The organism is Klebsiella sp. GG_Kp173 (genome assembly GCF_040062415.1).
Classification (GTDB): Bacteria; Pseudomonadota; Gammaproteobacteria; order Enterobacterales; family Enterobacteriaceae; genus Klebsiella; species Klebsiella quasipneumoniae.
The window spans coordinates 141,218-158,079 of the sequence record NZ_JBEAFZ010000002.1 but is presented as its reverse complement, the minus strand read 5'-3'; the positions used below and the strand labels follow the sequence as shown (position 1 = coordinate 158,079).

At 58.5% G+C, this 16,862-nt stretch carries 18 protein-coding genes; 10 read left to right on the top strand and 8 right to left on the bottom strand.

What is annotated here, in order from left to right:
* The first annotated feature begins 34 nt into the window (after nt 1-34).
* From ltaE to ABLU50_RS02665, 3 genes are all read left to right on the top strand, one after another.
* A complete protein-coding gene (gene ltaE, locus ABLU50_RS02675; RefSeq protein ID WP_057214149.1) occupies nt 35-1,036 on the top strand; it encodes a low-specificity L-threonine aldolase in 1,002 nt (333 codons plus the stop codon).
* 10 nt (nt 1,037-1,046) lie between these two features.
* Nucleotides 1,047-2,489: an SDR family oxidoreductase gene (locus ABLU50_RS02670; protein WP_087832921.1), complete on the top strand. Its 1,443-nt coding sequence runs from the start codon at nt 1,047-1,049 to the stop codon at nt 2,487-2,489.
* An 87-nt stretch (nt 2,490-2,576) separates the two neighbouring features.
* Nucleotides 2,577-3,590 carry an NAD(P)-dependent oxidoreductase gene (locus tag ABLU50_RS02665; RefSeq protein WP_002896399.1) on the top strand — a complete coding sequence of 338 codons (1,014 nt, stop codon included), beginning with the start codon at nt 2,577-2,579 and terminating at the stop codon, nt 3,588-3,590.
* On the opposite strand, the gene ABLU50_RS02660 is transcribed toward ABLU50_RS02665, so the two are convergent.
* Nucleotides 3,587-4,417 (bottom strand): N-acetylmuramoyl-L-alanine amidase, encoded by an 831-nt coding sequence (locus ABLU50_RS02660; protein ID WP_004201345.1) that lies wholly within the window; start codon nt 4,415-4,417, stop codon nt 3,587-3,589. The two genes, ABLU50_RS02665 and ABLU50_RS02660, sit on opposite strands and share 4 nt — an antisense overlap.
* 31 nt (nt 4,418-4,448) lie before the next feature.
* Nucleotides 4,449-5,588 (bottom strand): GGDEF domain-containing protein, encoded by a 1,140-nt coding sequence (locus ABLU50_RS02655; protein ID WP_087832919.1) that lies wholly within the window; start codon nt 5,586-5,588, stop codon nt 4,449-4,451.
* Nucleotides 5,589-5,948: 360 nt separating this feature from the next.
* On the opposite strand from ABLU50_RS02655, the gene yahO reads away from it, so the two are divergent.
* The 7 genes from yahO (at nt 5,949) to artJ (ending at nt 11,001) form a co-directional block, all read left to right on the top strand.
* The gene (yahO, locus tag ABLU50_RS02650; protein WP_004201342.1) at nt 5,949-6,221 is read left to right on the top strand and encodes a DUF1471 family periplasmic protein YahO; all 273 of its coding nucleotides are present in this window, start codon (nt 5,949-5,951) and stop codon (nt 6,219-6,221) included.
* Between the two features lie 250 nt (nt 6,222-6,471).
* A complete protein-coding gene (locus ABLU50_RS02645) occupies nt 6,472-6,987 on the top strand; it encodes a lipoprotein (protein ID WP_004201341.1) in 516 nt (171 codons plus the stop codon).
* Between the two features lie 226 nt (nt 6,988-7,213).
* Nucleotides 7,214-7,942, top strand: a complete 729-nt coding sequence (gene artP / locus ABLU50_RS02640; RefSeq protein ID WP_004201340.1) for an arginine ABC transporter ATP-binding protein ArtP — start codon at nt 7,214-7,216, stop codon at nt 7,940-7,942.
* A 20-nt stretch (nt 7,943-7,962) separates the two neighbouring features.
* On the top strand, nt 7,963-8,694 hold the full coding sequence (gene artI, locus ABLU50_RS02635) for an arginine ABC transporter substrate-binding protein ArtI (RefSeq protein WP_002896390.1): 732 nt from the start codon (nt 7,963-7,965) through the stop codon (nt 8,692-8,694).
* A 6-nt stretch (nt 8,695-8,700) separates the two neighbouring features.
* The gene (gene artQ, locus ABLU50_RS02630; protein WP_087832918.1) at nt 8,701-9,417 is read left to right on the top strand and encodes an arginine ABC transporter permease ArtQ; all 717 of its coding nucleotides are present in this window, start codon (nt 8,701-8,703) and stop codon (nt 9,415-9,417) included.
* Nucleotides 9,417-10,085 carry an arginine ABC transporter permease ArtM gene (gene artM, locus ABLU50_RS02625; RefSeq protein WP_004201338.1) on the top strand — a complete coding sequence of 223 codons (669 nt, stop codon included), beginning with the start codon at nt 9,417-9,419 and terminating at the stop codon, nt 10,083-10,085. The genes artQ and artM overlap by 1 nt, the downstream gene beginning before the upstream one ends.
* 184 nt (nt 10,086-10,269) lie before the next feature.
* Nucleotides 10,270-11,001 carry an arginine ABC transporter substrate-binding protein ArtJ gene (gene artJ / locus ABLU50_RS02620; RefSeq protein WP_004201336.1) on the top strand — a complete coding sequence of 244 codons (732 nt, stop codon included), beginning with the start codon at nt 10,270-10,272 and terminating at the stop codon, nt 10,999-11,001.
* An 83-nt stretch (nt 11,002-11,084) separates the two neighbouring features.
* Here artJ and ABLU50_RS02615 read toward each other — a convergent pair whose 3' ends face one another.
* The 6 genes from ABLU50_RS02615 to potH all read right to left on the bottom strand — a co-directional run bounded on the left by ABLU50_RS02615 (nt 11,085) and on the right by potH (nt 16,859).
* A complete protein-coding gene (locus ABLU50_RS02615; RefSeq protein ID WP_087832917.1) occupies nt 11,085-12,557 on the bottom strand; it encodes an ATP-binding protein in 1,473 nt (490 codons plus the stop codon).
* Nucleotides 12,554-13,270: a response regulator transcription factor gene (locus ABLU50_RS02610; protein WP_004201334.1), complete on the bottom strand. Its 717-nt coding sequence runs from the start codon at nt 13,268-13,270 to the stop codon at nt 12,554-12,556. Before ABLU50_RS02610 ends, ABLU50_RS02615 begins: the two co-directional genes overlap by 4 nt.
* Before the next feature lie 78 nt (nt 13,271-13,348).
* Nucleotides 13,349-14,476: a 23S rRNA (uracil(747)-C(5))-methyltransferase RlmC gene (rlmC, locus tag ABLU50_RS02605; RefSeq protein ID WP_017899418.1), complete on the bottom strand. Its 1,128-nt coding sequence runs from the start codon at nt 14,474-14,476 to the stop codon at nt 13,349-13,351.
* Between the two features lie 41 nt (nt 14,477-14,517).
* Complete coding sequence (locus ABLU50_RS02600) at nt 14,518-15,006, bottom strand: YbjO family protein (RefSeq protein ID WP_004201332.1); 489 nt, start codon at nt 15,004-15,006, stop codon at nt 14,518-14,520.
* Nucleotides 15,007-15,063: 57 nt separating this feature from the next.
* Nucleotides 15,064-15,909 carry a putrescine ABC transporter permease PotI gene (gene potI, locus ABLU50_RS02595; protein ID WP_002896372.1) on the bottom strand — a complete coding sequence of 282 codons (846 nt, stop codon included), beginning with the start codon at nt 15,907-15,909 and terminating at the stop codon, nt 15,064-15,066.
* Nucleotides 15,906-16,859, bottom strand: coding sequence for a putrescine ABC transporter permease PotH (potH, locus tag ABLU50_RS02590; protein WP_004201331.1), 954 nt, complete (start codon nt 16,857-16,859; stop codon nt 15,906-15,908). The genes potI and potH overlap by 4 nt, the downstream gene beginning before the upstream one ends.
* Nucleotides 16,860-16,862 lie beyond the last annotated feature (3 nt).

Sequence of the window (16,862 nt, the reverse complement as noted above, 5' to 3'; positions counted from 1 at the left end):
GAAGCAATACTCTGAACCAGAACAAGGAATAGCCGTGATCGATCTGCGCAGTGATACCGTTACCCGCCCCGGGCGCGCCATGCTGGAAGCCATGATGGCCGCCCCGGTCGGGGACGATGTGTATGGCGACGACCCTACCGTCAATGAACTTCAGCGCTACGCCGCCGACCTGGCCGGCAAAGAGGCGGCGCTGTTTCTGCCCACCGGCACCCAGGCCAACCTCGTCGGCCTGCTCAGCCATTGCCAGCGCGGCGAAGAGTATATCGTCGGCCAGGGGGCGCATAACTATCTGTACGAAGCCGGCGGGGCGGCGGTTCTCGGCAGTATTCAGCCGCAGCCGATTGACGCCGCGGCGGACGGTTCGCTGCCGCTGGATAAAGTCGCAGCGAAAATCAAACCTGACGATATCCATTTTGCCCCGACCCGCCTGCTGAGTCTGGAAAACACCCATAACGGTAAGGTGCTGCCTCGCGACTATCTGCAGGAAGCCTGGGCGTTTACCCGCCAGCGCAATCTGGCGCTGCACGTCGACGGCGCGCGCATCTTTAACGCCGTGGTGGCCTACGGCTGCGAGTTACGCGATATCGCCCAATACTGCGACTCCTTCACCATCTGCCTGTCAAAGGGGCTTGGCGCCCCGGTAGGCTCGCTGCTGGTCGGTAGTGAGGCGTACATTCGTCGCGCCGTTCGCTGGCGGAAAATGGTCGGCGGCGGGATGCGCCAGGCGGGCATTCTGGCCGCCGCCGGACTGTACGCGCTGAAAAATAATGTGCAGCGCCTGCAGGAGGATCACGATAACGCCGCGTGGATGGCGGATCAGCTGCGCGCCATCGGCGCCGACGTCACCCGTCACGATACCAACATGCTGTTCGTTCGCGTCGGTGATGAGCAGGCCCGGGCGCTCGGCGAGTTTATGCAGGCGCGCGGCGTGCTGATCAACGCTTCGCCAGTCGTCCGTCTGGTCACTCACCTGGATGTCAACCGTCAGCAGTTGAGCGAGGTGGTCGCCCACTGGCAGGCTTTTTTACAACGCTAAGGAGTCAGGCGTGTCGCAATCTGTTCTGGTGCTCGGCGCCAGCGGCTATATCGGTCAGCATTTAGTCCGCGAGTTAAGCGCGCGGAGATATCCGGTGCTGGCGGCGGCGCGCCATACCGACCGACTGCAAAAGCTCGATTTGCCCGGCGTCACCTGCCGGTCCGTCGATCTCAATCAGCCGCAGGCTCTGCCTGCGCTGCTCACGGGTATCGATACGCTTTACTATCTGGTACATGGCATGGGCGAAGGCGGCGATTTTATCGTCCATGAGCGTCGGGTGGCGACGCATGTTCGCGATGCCCTGCGCCAGACGCCGGTGCGTCAGATTATCTTTCTCAGCTCGCTGCAGGCACCAGCGCAGGAGCAGTCCGACCATCTGCGCGCTCGTCAGGTCACCGGCGATCTCCTGCGCGAGTCGGGCGTGCCGGTCACCGAGCTGCGGGCCGGAATTATCGTCGGCGCCGGCTCCGCCGCCTTCGAGGTGATGCGCGACATGGTCTATAACCTGCCGGTGCTGACTCCTCCGCGCTGGGTGCGTTCGCGTACCACCCCTGTCGCGCTGGAAAACCTGCTCGTTGACCTCGTTGAGCTGCTGAATCATCCTTCCGACGCGCACCGCGTCTTCGAAGCCGCCGGTCCGGAGGTGTTAAGCTACCAGCAGCAGTTCATTCGCTTTATGGCCGTCAGCGGCAAACACCGCCCGCTTATTCCGATTCCCCTGCCGACGCGCTGGATCTCGGTGTGGTTCCTCAATGTCATCACCTCGGTGCCGCCGACCATCGCCAAAGCGCTGATTCAGGGGTTGAAGCACGATCTGATCGCCGATGACCGGACGCTGCGGGCGCTGATCCCGCAAACGCTGATCCCCTTCGATCAGGCGGTTCGCCGCACCCTGAAAGAAGAAGAGCAGCTGGTAAACTCCAGCGACTGGGGCTACGACGCCCAGGCTTTCGCCCGCTGGCGACCGGAGTACGGCTACTATCCGAAACAGGCAGGCTGCACCGTCGCCACTCCGGCGAGCCGCAAAGCCCTGTGGCAGGTTGTTAACCAAATCGGCGGTAAAGAGGGATATTTTTTCGGCAATCTGCTGTGGAAAACCCGCAGCGCGATGGATCTGCTGGTCGGCCACCGGCTGGCCAAAGGGCGACCGCAGCGAGACTATCTGCAGACCGGCGATACGGTCGACAGCTGGAAGGTGATTATTGTGGAGGAAGAAAAACAGCTCACTCTGCTGTTCGGCATGAAAGCGCCGGGGCTGGGCCGGTTAAGCTTTACCATTAACGATAAAGGCGATCGTCGTGAACTGGACGTCCGCGCCTGGTGGCACCCGCACGGTATGCCGGGCCTGGTCTACTGGCTGCTGATGATCCCGGCGCACCTGTTTATTTTCCGCGGTATGGCGCAACGCATCGCCCGGTTGGCCGAACAAATCTCAGGCAGAGTCGAAGGATAAGCATTATTCTTTCATGATTCTCATTGCATAGTCGGGAGAATCACGGAAAAATGCGCACGAAATTCTTTTCTGGGACAGTAGAGTGATATGAAGGTACTGGTTACCGGTGCGACCAGCGGATTAGGCCGCAACGCAGTGGAATATCTGCGCAACAAGGGCATCAGCGTGCGAGCGACCGGGCGCAACGAAGCGATGGGTAAGCTTCTGAGCAAAATGGGGGCGGAATTCATCCCGGCGGATTTAACCGAGCTGGTCTCTTCGCAGGCTAAAGTGATGCTCGCCGGTATCGATACCCTGTGGCACTGCTCAAGCTTTACCTCGCCCTGGGGCACGCAGCAGGCTTTCGATCTCGCTAACGTCCGCGCCACCCGCCGCCTCGGCGAATGGTCGGTAGCATGGGGCGTACGCAATTTCGTTCATATCTCTTCGCCCTCGCTCTATTTTGATTATCACCACCATCGCGATATTCAGGAAGATTTCCGCCCGCACCGCTTCGCCAACGAGTTTGCCCGCAGCAAGGCAGCCAGCGAAGAGGTGATCAACCTGCTGGCGCAGGCCAACCCTCACACCCGTTTTACCATTTTGCGCCCGCAGAGTTTGTTCGGGCCGCACGATAAAGTCTTTATCCCCCGGCTGGCGCAAATGATGCAACACTATGGCAGCGTCCTGTTGCCACGGGGCGGCAGCGCGCTGGTCGATATGACCTATTATGAAAATGCCGTCCACGCGATGTGGCTGGCGAGCCAGCCGGCGTGCGATCATCTTCCCTCCGCCCGCGCGTGGAATATCAGCAACGGCGAACCGCGCACCCTGCGCAGTATCGTGCAGAAACTGATCGACGAGCTGGGCATCAAATGCCGGATCCGCTCAGTCCCCTACCCGATGCTGGATATTATCGCCCGCAGCATGGAGCGTTTTGGCGATAAAACGGCCAAAGAGCCGGCCTTTACCCACTACGGCGTCTCGAAACTGAATTTTGATTTTACGCTCGATATCACTCGCGCGCAGGATGAGCTGGGTTATCAGCCGGTGGTGACGCTGGACGACGGGATTGTGCGTACCGCCGCCTGGCTGCGCGACCACGGTAAACTTCACCGCTAACCCTGACCATACTTTTCTAACAGCGCCTCGGCTATCGCTTCGGTTTGCGCATCTGCGACGCCATCCCAGCGCTGGGGGCGGAAGTGCATCTGGAAGGCGGTAATCACTCGTTTTTTCTGCGCGGGAGTCATCTCCGGCGTGACCTGATAGCCGTAGCGCGCCAGCAAATCCAGTACTACCTCAGGGTCCACTGGCTCACTGGCCGGGCGCCCGTTCAGATAGAAAGCCACCCGCTGCTCGTCCGGCCAGGCGCCAATCCCCTGCTGCGCCAGCTGTTGCCAGGGGAACAACGGTCCCGGATCGTCTTTGCGCTGCGGGGCGATATCGGCATGGGCTACCACGTTCTGCGGCGCGATGTGATAGCGGGTGATAATATCGCGCGCCAGCGGGATCAGGGCCGCGATCTGCTCCGGGTGAAAGGGGGTAAAGCTTTTACCCCCCGCGGTCTTCTGCCAGCCGCGGTTTTCCAGTTCAATACCAATGGAAGTATCGTTGATGCGCGTGCTGCCGCGCCAGTAGCTCACCCCGGCGTGCCAGGCCAGATCCTCTTCCGGCACCAGCTGCCAGATCCGCGGTTTATGGTGGTGGCGCGGCGGCTGTTCAGGAATTAAATAGTGGGAGCTGACCTCTTTATCAGTCAGGGTTGCCAGGGAGACATCAAAATTATCTGCGGTATAGTGGATAACCAGCACTTTTATGCGCGGATAGGCCGCCTGCGCCGGATGGCGAGTGTCCAGCTGATATCCGTCGCGATCGATGATGCCTTTTTCCCCCGCGCAGCCGGCCAGCAGTAGCGCCAACAGGAGTACATAGGCAATCCGTTTCATCCCTTCTCCCTTGCCCGGCAGCGTCTCCGGGTTAATAAGACCATTGATTACGTCCTTTATTTTTCGCCTGGTACAGCGCACTGTCCGCCCGGGCGATCAGCGTCTCCATCGGGACCGTGCCATCGGAATCGACGATCCCGATACTGACGGTCACCACCGACGCCACCTCTGATGCCTCATGAGGGAGCGCCGCCTCGTGAATTTTCTGCTGAATGCGCTCGGCAATCGCGGTGGCATGCACCAGGGGAACCCTTGGCAACGCCACCACAAATTCCTCGCCGCCATAGCGAGCCACCAGATCATCTTCGGCCCGGACCGCCATTTTCAGCACCTGCGCGACAGAAGATAAGCACTCGTCACCAGCCTGATGACCATAGCGATCGTTATAGCGTTTAAAGTAATCGACATCGATCATCATCAGCGACAACGGCGTGTTTTGCTGCCAGATCTCCGCCAGATACGCATTCAGCGCCCGGCGGTTAGCGGTCCCGGTTAATGCATCCTGGTTGGCAATACTTTCCAGCCGCTGAATAAGCTGCATATTTTCCTGATGCGTATCCCAGGCTTCATCGTACCAGCGCTGGAGAATACGTCGTCCATACAGCAAAATCGCCGTAAAGATGGCCCACAGGATCAAAAAGCGAATTTCAGCGTGATAGTGGATCTGAATTCCCGCTAGCAAGGCCGTCCCCCATAGCGGCAGCATAAAAGCGATAATGCCCGGCCAATGGTGATACAACGCAGTGAGGCCAGTGGTCAACAATATAACCAGCAGCGGCCAGGCGAAGGGCAAAGCCCAGAAAAAGATAAAACAGTAATTACTCAGGGACCAGCACAGGCTGAGCACCAGCAGCAGCGCGGTGATGATATTCAGCGTATAACGCCCCTGCGCCAGACGCGGCGTGACGGCAATAATCACTAAAATGGCCGAAATAATAATAACCGCAATCAGCGCTATTTCGATATAAGGAATAACCGCCTGGTGAGTCAGGAGCTTCTTATCAAAATAGGTAAAAATAAAGTTGCGGGAGAAAATCATTAACGCAAACGCGATATTGACAAAAGCCAGCCAGGGCAGACTCATTGACAGCGCATGGCGCTGGACATCATCTCGGGTGGCCCACAACGCGGTTCGCTGCTGCCGGGCGCGCTCTCGCTTATTTTTTAACATCTTATCTCCCTGGTGACCTGCATGACCATAGGCGCAGCCCCTGCTTGTCTATATGATAAACTATGTTTCCGGGAATGTCTGTCCGCGCGCTGTCTCCCCTGACCCGGCCTCTTAAGTTGATTTTCAGCTAATGTCAGTAGAAATTGGTATGCTCCGTTCACGATGTGTAACCGGCCAAAAAAAGCAAGCATTATCAATGCGAATTCCGTCATCTTTTCTTTAAAAAAGAGTTAACTAGCCGTCATAAAATTGCAGTATTTTGCTTGAAAAAAAAGCGGTGTTAGTACAATCTGAAATCGCTCATTGGTGAGTTAAAACAAGAGCATGATGATAGCAAGATAAACAATGGAGTCTAAAAATATGAAATATGCAGCTTTAGTGGCAGGTGCGGCATTGTTTTTAACGGCGAACGCCTTCTCCGCTGAGATTTTATCGAAAGAAGCTTTTGATAAGGTCCATACGCAATACACCAAGATCGGCACCATTTCTTCTACCGGCCAGACCGCACCGAGCGATGCTCGTGAAGAGCTGATTAAAAAAGCTGATGAAAAGGGCGCGGATGTTATCGTGCTCTCTTCCGGGAACACGGATAAAAAACTGCACATTTCCGCTAATATCTATAAGAAGAAATAACTAATCTTATCTCTCAAGAAACACTACCCTGTTTCCGGGGTAGTGTTTCTTGTTTATGCAAAGCCATAATTTATTTTTATCCCGCCGTGATTTTTTCTGCCTGAAAACCGCCGTCCTCCCCCTGCTGATTTCCAGCCCTAAGGCTGTAGCCACATCAAGGTCTTAGCTCTTTGCGTCAAGTACAATCCGCACGCTATACGCTATGCTTTAACGGAAACTGAAAACGTAGTTCGCTTATAAGGAAATCATCATGCGCTACAAACTTCTTGCAGCACTTCTCCCTTGCGCGCTGGCGCTCAGCGCCTGTACGACCGTCACCCCGGCCTATAAAGATAATGGCACCCGCAGCGGCCCTTGTGTCGAAGGCGGCCCTGACGACGTAGCGCAAAAATTCTATGACATTCAGATCCAGAACCGTACTCAGGATCCGGCGGCGCTGCGCCCCTATCTCAGCGACGGCCTGGCGAAGTTACTCAATGACGCCCGTCAGGATCCGGCCAACAGCAAGCTGCTGCAGGCTAACCCGTTCTCCAGCAGCAGCACCCCCGCGGACAGCGCCGTCGTCGCCAGCGCCTCAACCATCCCTAATCGCGATGCGCGCAACATTCCGCTGCGCGTGGAGCTGAAACAGGGAACCCAGAACTGGAAAGACGAAGTGCTGATGATCCAGGAAGGCCAGTGCTGGGCCGTCGATGACGTTCGCTATCTCGGCAACAACAGCCACGCGCCGGCCGGAACGTTGCGACAGAGTCTGGAGAAACGCTAGTTCGGGAGTTGAAGCGACGCCGCTGAAACGATAACCCCGGTAAAATGTCGGTATTCGCCCCGAGAATGCCGACATTTACGCCCCCCTCACCCACCAGGCAATATTTTGTGCTAACTTTAAAGCTAAACGTGGTTTAGATTTAACTTTTAACGCATAAATATTGCATAACTATTCTGCCAAAGGTACTATTTGCGGCCTCAATAGCTATTCGTATCAGACTGCCCAGATGAGTATTAAACTAAACGGCATTAATTGCTTCTACGGCGCGCACCAGGCGCTGTTCGACATCACGCTGGATTGCCCGCAGGGGGAAACGCTGGTGCTGCTCGGCCCCAGCGGTGCCGGGAAGAGCTCGCTGCTGCGCGTACTCAACCTGCTGGAGATGCCGCGTTCCGGTTCGTTAACCATCGCCGGTAACCATTTCGACTTCACCAGAGCGCCGTCCGATAAAGCGATTCGCGAACTGCGGCAGAACGTCGGCATGGTTTTTCAGCAGTACAACCTGTGGCCGCACCTGACGGTACAGCAGAACCTGATCGAAGCCCCCTGTCGCGTACTGGGGTTAAGCAAGGATCAGGCGCTGGCTCGCGCCGAGAAGCTGCTGGAGCGCCTGCGTCTGAAGCCCTACAGCGATCGTTACCCGCTGCATTTATCCGGCGGCCAGCAGCAGCGTGTGGCGATCGCCCGCGCGCTCATGATGGAGCCGCAGGTTCTGCTGTTCGATGAGCCTACCGCGGCGCTCGACCCGGAAATCACCGCCCAGATCGTTAGCATCATCCGCGAGCTGGCTGAAACCGGCATCACCCAGGTTATCGTCACCCATGAAGTTGAAGTGGCGCGCAAAACGGCCAGCCGGGTGGTGTATATGGAAAATGGCCATGTCGTCGAGCAAGGGGATGCCTCCTGCTTCACGCATCCGCAAACTGACGCGTTTAAAAACTATCTTTCACATTGATGTTTTTCGGGGAAATGACGATGAAAAAAGTACTGATTGCCGCCCTGCTCGCAGGCATGAGCCTCTCCGCTTCCGCCGCGCAGACCATTCGTTTCGCCACCGAGGCCTCCTACCCTCCGTTTGAGCTGGTGGACGCCAACAACCAGATCGTCGGTTTCGATGTGGATCTGGCTAACGCACTGTGTAAAGAGATCGATGCCACCTGTACCTTCACCAACCAGGCCTTTGACAGCCTGATCCCAGGGCTGAAATTCCGCCGTTTCGACGCGGTCATGGCCGGGATGGACATCACGCCTGAGCGTGAAAAGCAGGTACTGTTCTCCACCCCGTATTATGACAACTCGGCGCTGTTCGTCGGTCAGCAGGGCAAGTTCACCAGCATTGATCAGCTGAAGGGCAAAAAAGTGGGCGTACAGAACGGTACCACGCACCAGAAATTTATCACCGATAAACATCCGGAAATCACTACCGTCCCTTACGACAGCTACCAGAATGCGAAGCTGGATCTGCAGAATGGTCGTATTGACGCGGTCTTTGGTGATACCGCCGTGGTCACCGAATGGCTGAAGAGCAATCCGAAGCTGGCGGCCGTGGGCGATAAAGTGACTGACAAAGCCTATTTCGGCACCGGGCTGGGCATTGCCGTGCGTCAGGGCAACACCGACCTGCAGCAGAAATTTAACGCTGCGCTGGAAAAAGTGAAGAAAGACGGCACTTACCAGACCATCTATAACAAATGGTTCCAGAAGTAAGACTGAATGAACGAAATTTTTCCATTAGCAAGCGCCGCCGGGATGACCGTCGGCCTTGCCGTTTGCGCGCTCGCCATCGGCCTCGTCCTGGCGATGCTCTTCGCGGTACTGGAGTCAGTGAAATGGCGCCCGGTAGCCTGGCTTGCAACCGGCATTGTGACCATCCTGCGCGGACTACCTGAAATTCTGGTGGTGCTGTTTATCTATTTTGGCTCGTCCCAGCTGCTGCTGACGCTCTCTGACGGTTTTACCGTCCCGCTCGGGTTCACCCAGATCCCGGTGCAGATGCAGATTGAGAACTTTGACGTCAGTCCGTTCCTCTGCGGGGCGATCGCCTTGTCGCTGCTGTATGCCGCCTACGCCTCGCAAACGCTGCGCGGCGCGCTGAAAGCCGTTCCGCAGGGTCAGTGGGAGTCCGGCCAGGCGCTGGGGCTGTCGAAAGCGGCCATTTTCTTCCGCCTGGTGATGCCTCAGATGTGGCGCCATGCGCTGCCCGGTCTCGGCAACCAGTGGCTGGTGCTGCTGAAGGACACCGCGCTGGTGAGCCTTATCAGCGTCAACGATCTGATGCTGCAGACTAAAAGCATCGCCACCCGCACTCAGGAGCCCTTTAACTGGTATATCATTGCCGCGGCAATCTATCTCGTCATCACCCTGTTGAGTCAATACATCCTTAAGCGGATTGACCAGCGTGCGACGCGCTTCGAACGGAGACCAGGCTGATGCTCGACTACTTACCCGAACTGCTGAAAGGACTGCATACCAGCCTGACGCTGACCGTGGCGTCGATTATCGTGGCGCTGATCCTGTCGCTGATCTTTACCATTATCCTGACGCTGAAGACGCCGGGGCTGGTGTGGATAGTGCGCGGCTACATCACCCTGTTTACCGGTACACCGCTGCTGGTGCAGATCTTCCTGATCTACTACGGCCCAGGACAGTTTCCTTCGCTACAGGAATATCCCTGGCTGTGGCACCTTATCTCCGAACCGTGGCTGTGCGCCCTGATCGCCCTGTCGCTCAACAGCGCCGCCTATACCACCCAGCTGTTTTATGGCGCCATCCGGGCGATCCCCGACGGGCAATGGCAGTCGTGCAGCGCGCTGGGGATGAGTAAAAAGGATACCCTGGCGATCCTGCTGCCGTATGCCTTTAAGCGCGCGCTGTCGTCCTATTCCAACGAAGTGGTGCTGGTCTTTAAGAGTACCTCTCTGGCCTACACCATCACCCTGATGGAAGTGATGGGCCACGGCCAGCTGCTGTACGGACGGACCTACGACGTGATGGTGTTCGGCGCCGCCGGGATTATCTATCTCATCGTCAACGGGCTGCTGACGCTGCTGATGCGGCTGGTGGAGCGCAAAGCGCTAGCCTTCGAGCGGCGTAATTAGCGCCCGGCGTATTTTGCATAATAAGTGAACAACAAGACGGACAAGTCTAATACCTGTCCGTCTTTTTTTATATCAAATAAAATATTTAATCATTTTTATTGCATACAAATTCATTTAATGGCATTGTCACCCTATGCCGCAGACACGGCGAATAATCATAAGATTGACAGACGGGAGTTCCACGATGAAAAAGTTAGTTCTGGCTGCACTGCTCACCACGTTCACCTTCGGCGCCGCCGCCGCGGAGAAAATCAGCTTCGGCGTGTCCGCGACCTATCCGCCGTTTGAATCGATGGACGCTAATAACCAGATTGTCGGCTTTGATATCGATCTGGCCCATGCGCTGTGCAAACAAATGCAGGCAGAATGCACCTTTACCAACCACGCGTTTGACAGCCTGATCCCGGCGCTGAAGTTTAAGAAGTATGACGCGGTGATTTCCGGAATGGATATTACGCCGGAGCGCAGCAAGCAGGTCGCCTTCACCGACCCGTACTACGCCAACTCCGCGCTGGTGATCGCCAAAAAAGACGCATTCCACTCGTTCGATGATTTGAAAGGCAAACGGATCGGCATGGAAAACGGCACCACCCACCAGAAATATCTGCAGGATAAACATCCTGAGGTGAAGACCGTCGCCTATGACAGCTACCAGAACGCGATTATCGATCTGAAAAATGGCCGTATCGACGGCGTGTTCGGCGACACGGCGGTGGTCAACGAGTGGCTGAAAACCAACCCGCAGCTGGGGGCAGCCACGCCGAAAGTGACCGACCCGCAATACTTCGGCACCGGCCTTGGGATTGCCGTGCGCCCGGACAACAAGGCGCTGCTGGAGAAACTGAACGCGGCGCTGAAGGCGATTAAAGCCGACGGTACCTACCAGAAAATCAGCAACCAGTGGTTCCCGGAGTAACTTTTTTGCCGGGTGGCGCTGCGCTGACCCGGCCTACACTTTCCCCGTAGCCGGGTAAGGCGTAGCCGCCACCCGGCAATTTCTCAAAGTGGCACGAAGAACCTGAACCGCGCCCCGCTTACCGACTCCACCAGCCTGATCCCGCCCCCGTGCAGCTCCAGCATTCGTTTCACAATCAGCAGCCCTAACCCGCCGCGATCCTCCCGCGACGCCTGGGCAGACAACGCCGACGGCCGCTGGAACAGATCGTCGCGCAGCGCGGCATCGACGCCCGTTCCGTTGTCAGCCACTTCGACCTGGATCTGTTGATTCTCCTGCCAGACCGCCAGACAAATCTTCCCGCCGACGGGAGTATGCCGCATGGCGTTGTCGAGCAGGTTGGTCACCACCCTCTCAATCATCGACACATCGGCGTTAACCAGCGGCAGCGGCCCCGGCACATCAATTTGCAGGTTCACCTCGCGCGTGCGGGCGGTTAATTCAAACTTCTGCGCCACGTCGGAAATCAGCTCCCCCATCGCGAAACGCTCGCGCTGCGGCTTAATGCCCCCGTGCTCCAGTCGCGCCAGCTCAAACAGCTGCTGCGAAAGATGGCGCACTTTGTTGCCCTGGCGCAGGGCGATGGTGAGATACTGCCTGCGCTCCTCGGCGGTCAGCCTTTCGTCCTTCAGGGTCAGCGTTTCCAGATACCCCAGCAGCGAGGTGAGCGGCGTGCGTAAATCGTGGGAAATATTGGCCACAAATTCGCGGCGCTGGCGGTCGCTGTCGGCCAGCCGATCCCACTGACCGGCTATCTGCCGGGCAAGGTCAATAAAGCGATTTTCGAGCACCGCCACCTCGTTACCGGGATGGGGCTCCGGCGTGCGGGCCGCCAGGGTTTTGATGGCGCTGATGCTGTCCCGATCGTTCGCCGCCACCTGGGCGGTGAGCTGGCGGACCGGCCGGGTCACCCAGTACCATGCCAGGCCTCCCGCCAGCAGGCCAAACAGAGCCACCAGCAGCAGGGTCCACAGAACAATGCTCCACAGCGTTTTTTGCCAGGCGTCGGCCGCCAGCTGATTAAAGGTCTCCCCCTGCAAAATGATATACAGGTAACCGCGCAGCTGGCCGTCGACGCGCAGCGGGGCGGCGCTGAAGACTTTTCGCCCGTCAAGGCTGCGGGGATCGTCGCCATATACCGGCGACGTACTGCCGGTGAGAAAAACCTGCACCGGCGCCATGTCGATCCGCTGGCGTTGGATATGTCCCGGCGGCGCCGCATCGGCCAACAGGTCGCCATCCGGCGACAGCAGATAGAGCTCCACGCTGGGATTAAAGGTCATCAGACGGTCAAACAGCGACTTCAGAGTCTGCCGGTTGACCTCGCCGTGGGCGTCCAGCAGCGGTTCGCGGGCCACAATTTGCTGAGCCAGCCCGGCGGAGAGGCGCTGCACCATGGCGTTGCCATACTGCGCGCTGCTGTGTAACTGAACGGCGCACACCGCCGCCGCGCACAGTATCAGCAGGGAGACCACCACCAGCGCCAGCCGCTGGCTGAGGCTCAGGCGGCGGATCACGGGGCGGCCTCTTGCGTCACCGGGGCGAACTTATAGCCTTTGCCCCAGACGGTCAGAATGATGTCCGGCTCGGCCGGGTCACGTTCAATTTTGCTGCGCAGGCGGTTGATATGGGTATTGACCGTGTGCTCATAGCCCTCGTGCTGATATCCCCAGACCTGCTCCAGCAGCGCCAGCCGCGAAAACACCTCCCCGGGATGGCGGGCAAAGTAATACAGCAGCTCGAATTCGCGCGGCGTGAGATCCACCAACTCGCCGCGCAGCCTCACTTCGCGGGACAGCGGATCGATGCTCAGACCATGGCAGGACAGGCGCCCGGCGTCCATCAGCAGGTTCTGCCCCATCGCCTCCTGGCGACGAAACAGCGCTTTAACGCGGGCGATAAGCTCCAGCAGCGAAAAGGGTTTCGCCAGATAGTCGTCGGCGCCCATCTCCAGGCCCAGCACGCGGTGCATTTCGCTGGTGCGAGCGCTGATGATGATCACCGGCAGATAGCGGGTCATCTGGCGGATACGCCGGCAGATCTCCAGGCCATCGACGCCGGGCAGCATCAAATCGAGGATCACCGCATCCCAGACCCGCGTTTCCAGCCGGGCGAGAGCCTGGCTGCCGTCGGCCTCATGCACAATCTGATAGCCCTCATCCTGAAGATTGAGCCGCAGCAGCGTGGCAATATCCTCATCATCTTCCACCAGCAGAATGGTTTTGGCCATTAGATTCCCCCCACCAATAACAAAACATGCTGCGTCAAGCTTACCCGATTTCTGCGACGCAAAGCCTTCACATTTTGTTTAAACTTCGCGGACCAGCAGGGTCAGCACTTCGTAGTGGGCGGTGTGGGGGAACATATCAAACAGCTGGACCCGCTCGACGCGATAGCCGCTAAGAAGAGCAATGTCGGTCGCCATGGTGCGGGCGTTACAGCTGGAATAGATAATATAGGGCGGCGCCATGCGGCTTAAATAGTCGCACAGTTCGGCGCCAATGCCGCGACGCGGCGGGTTGACCAGCACCAGCTGCGGGATATCCGCTTCATGCGTGGCGAACTGCGTGGAGTCCAGCGCCTGAAAATGCAGATTGCTGAGCCCCAGCTGCGCGGCAGACTGCCTGGCGCAGGCGATCGCTTCCGGGGCAATCTCTATACCGGTCAGGCGCATCGCCGGCGTCGCGCAGTGCAGGCCAAAACCCCCGACGCCGCAAAACAGATCCCACATATGCTGGACCGGCAGCGCGCGCACCCAGTCGCGGGCGGTGGCGTACAGCCGGCTGGCTACCGTCGGGTTAGTTTGAAAGAAGCTTTGCGGACGGATCCACAGCGGCACCTCATTAAAGACCTCCCCCAGCGCCTGCTGTTCAGTGAAGAAGATCTCCTGCTCGCCTTCCATAATAGCCATATGCACTGGCTGGATATTCGCTGTGATCACCTTAAGCTGCGGCAACTGTGCCTGTAACCAGGGCAGCGCGGCGCGCAGCTGGGCCAACTTGGCCTCTGAGCGCAGCACGAAGCGCAGCATCATCTCCCCTTGCTGGCTGGCGGTTAGCAGCAGATATTTCAGCTCCCCGCGCTTGCGCGCGACGTTGTAGGGGGTTAACCCGGCGCGGGCGATAAAGGGCTTCAGGACGGCAAACACCGGCGCAAACTCGGCGGGATAGAGCGGGCAGTCGGTGAGATCCACCGGGGTGCCGTCGCGGTGCAGCATTCCCAGCAGCGGACGCTCAACGCTGCCGCTGACCACCATTTTGGCCTTGTTACGGAATGCCGCCTCCGGCCCGCTGACCGGCTCGCCCCAGTCGGCGACGGGGATCGCTGCCAGCAGCGTGCGCAGGTCGGCCATTTTATCGGCGAGCTGTTGCGGAACCGACCGTTCCAGCCATTGACAGGAGCGGCAGCGGCCGGCGTCGTAGAGTGCGCAATGCATAATTGACCTTCAAAATTCCAGGGGCGGGGATTGTATCACCGTTATTGCAGGCGGAAAAACCGGCGGCAGTTCGCGGGCACAAACAGCAGCGTCAGGACCAGCAGATCAGGCAGTTTTTGCATCACCAGCGAGTGGAAGATCTCCCGTTTGGATTCGCCGGGAATGCTGAACAACTCCGGATACCCGTAGCCCAGCGACGCCGCCCACAGGTAGCCGGCGGCTATCATCTGCGTCAGCAGATAGACCCAGCGCGCCCAGTTGCGCCCTTTCACCAGCGAGAAGGCGCACCAGATTTCGATAAACACCAGCGCCAGGCTGCCGAGGAAGACCAGCGTCAGGTTCCAGGTCTGGACGCTACGGTGTATGAATTCGTTCAGCCCCTGCAGGCCCAACAGATTGAGGATCATCAGCAGATCCAAACCGCGAATCAAAATAATAGCAAAGGCCGCCACCTGCACCAGCGCAGGGACGTTAAGGCGGGCATGCGATGAGCGAGTTTTCGTAAACAATCCCAACGTAATGTCTTCCATGAAAACGGCGCCACAGGGTGGCGCCGACCGGAGGCTGCTGTACCGATTTTAGGTGGTTCAGCCTTGTCTTGCACGCTGGATATCGCGCACTCGCTGCTTTTCTGCGCGGGCCATCAAATACCAGGCGATAAAACCAACAATACCGACCACGCCGAGGATGAGCGTCGCCAGGGCGTTGATCTCCGGGTTGACCCCCATGCGCACGCTGGAGAAGACCAGCATCGGCAAGGTCGTGGCCCCGGGACCGGAGACAAAGCTGGCGATCACCAGGTCGTCCAGCGACAGCGTGAAGGCCAGCAGCCAGCCGGAGATCACCGCCGGCATAATCATCGGCAGCGTGATGACGAAGAAGACCTTCAGCGGCGCGGCGCCCAGATCCATCGCCGCCTCTTCGATCGAGTGGTCCAGCTCGCGCAGGCGCGAGGAGATCACCACCGCCACGTAGGCGGTACAGAAGGTGACGTGCGCCAGCCAGATGGTCAACATCCCGCGATCAGACGGCCAGCCGATGGCGTGACCCAGCGCCACGAACAGCAGCAGCAACGAGAGCCCGGTGATCACGTCCGGCATGACCAGCGGCGCGGTGATCATAAACGCGAAGCCGTTGGAGCCGCGAAAACGCCCAAAGCGCACCATCACCACCGCGGCGATGGTGCCCAGGATCGCCGCCGCCGTCGCCGCGCAGGCGGCGATAGTCAGGCTCAGCCCCACCGCGCTCATCATCGCGTCATCGTGGAACAGTTCGCTATACCAGCGCGTCGACCACCCGGCCCAGACCGTCACCAGCTTCGAGCTGTTGAACGAGTAGATCACCAGCATCAGCATCGGGGCATAAAGGAAGGTGAACCCGAGCACGAGGATCAGAATGCGCCACGGCGAGCGTACTACAGGCAAGTCGTTCATCCCTGCTCTCCCATCTGTTTTTGCTGGTGCTTGTGGAACCACATGATCGGCACAATCAGCAACAGCAGCATGACAATCGCCACCGCCGAGGCGACCGGCCAGTCGCGGTTGTTAAAGAACTCCTGCCACAGCACGCGGCCAATCATAATGCTGTCCGGCCCGCCCAGCAGCTCCGGGATCACGAACTCCCCCACCGCCGGGATAAACACCAGCATGGAGCCAGCGATAATCCCCCCTTTGGTGAGCGGAACGATCACCTGAAAGAAGGTCTTCAGGGGCCGGGCGCCGAGGTCCAGCGAGGCCTCCACCAGCGAATAGTCGATGCGGGTCAGCGCGGTATAGATAGGCAGCACCATAAACGGCAGATAGGCATAGACGATACCGATATAAACCGCCAGGTTGGTGTGCAGGATCTCCAGCGGCTGATCGATAACCCCTAGCCACAGCAGGAAGTTATTCAACACCCCGTTGCTCTTCAACAGCCCCATCCAGGCATAGACGCGGATCAAAAACGACGTCCACGACGGAAGGATCACCAGCAGCAGCAGAATATTGCGCGTCGATGGCTTGCTGTGCGCCACCGCCCAGGCCAGCGGATAGCCCAGCAGCAGGCAGCAGAGCGTCGAGATGCCCGCCACCTGCAGCGACTGCAGATAAGCCTCGAAATAGAGCGGATCGTCGGTCAGCTGCAGGAAGTTGGCAAAGTTAAGGGTCAGCGTCAGCTGGCCATCCGCCCACTCCATCAGATCGGTGTAGGGAGGGATCGCCCGCGCCATCTCGGCAAGACTTATCTTGAACACGATCAGGAACGGCAGCATAAACAGCAGGATCAGCCACAGATAGGGCAGCGCGATCACCAGCTTGCGGCCATGTGCCATCTGCAGGCGCGCCGCCCACAGCGCGAAGCCGCCCGGTTTTTTCGCCCCTGACGGGGATTCAACGGTACTCATCGC

Coding starts and splice junctions, on each gene's coding strand:
- rlmC (WP_017899418.1), bottom strand. CDS start 14,476: ATGCATTGCGCACTCTACGACGCCGGCCGCTGCCGCTCCTGTCAATGG.
- artJ (WP_004201336.1), top strand. CDS start 10,270: ATGAAAAAGTTAGTTCTGGCTGCACTGCTCACCACGTTCACCTTCGGC.
- ABLU50_RS02600 (WP_004201332.1), bottom strand. CDS start 15,006: ATGGAAGACATTACGTTGGGATTGTTTACGAAAACTCGCTCATCGCAT.
- artI (WP_002896390.1), top strand. CDS start 7,963: ATGAAAAAAGTACTGATTGCCGCCCTGCTCGCAGGCATGAGCCTCTCC.
- artM (WP_004201338.1), top strand. CDS start 9,417: ATGCTCGACTACTTACCCGAACTGCTGAAAGGACTGCATACCAGCCTG.
- artQ (WP_087832918.1), top strand. CDS start 8,701: ATGAACGAAATTTTTCCATTAGCAAGCGCCGCCGGGATGACCGTCGGC.
- ABLU50_RS02610 (WP_004201334.1), bottom strand. CDS start 13,270: ATGGCCAAAACCATTCTGCTGGTGGAAGATGATGAGGATATTGCCACG.
- artP (WP_004201340.1), top strand. CDS start 7,214: ATGAGTATTAAACTAAACGGCATTAATTGCTTCTACGGCGCGCACCAG.
- potI (WP_002896372.1), bottom strand. CDS start 15,909: ATGAACGACTTGCCTGTAGTACGCTCGCCGTGGCGCATTCTGATCCTC.
- ABLU50_RS02665 (WP_002896399.1), top strand. CDS start 2,577: ATGAAGGTACTGGTTACCGGTGCGACCAGCGGATTAGGCCGCAACGCA.
- yahO (WP_004201342.1), top strand. CDS start 5,949: ATGAAATATGCAGCTTTAGTGGCAGGTGCGGCATTGTTTTTAACGGCG.
- potH (WP_004201331.1), bottom strand. CDS start 16,859: ATGAGTACCGTTGAATCCCCGTCAGGGGCGAAAAAACCGGGCGGCTTC.
- ABLU50_RS02660 (WP_004201345.1), bottom strand. CDS start 4,417: ATGAAACGGATTGCCTATGTACTCCTGTTGGCGCTACTGCTGGCCGGC.
- ABLU50_RS02645 (WP_004201341.1), top strand. CDS start 6,472: ATGCGCTACAAACTTCTTGCAGCACTTCTCCCTTGCGCGCTGGCGCTC.
- ABLU50_RS02655 (WP_087832919.1), bottom strand. CDS start 5,588: ATGTTAAAAAATAAGCGAGAGCGCGCCCGGCAGCAGCGAACCGCGTTG.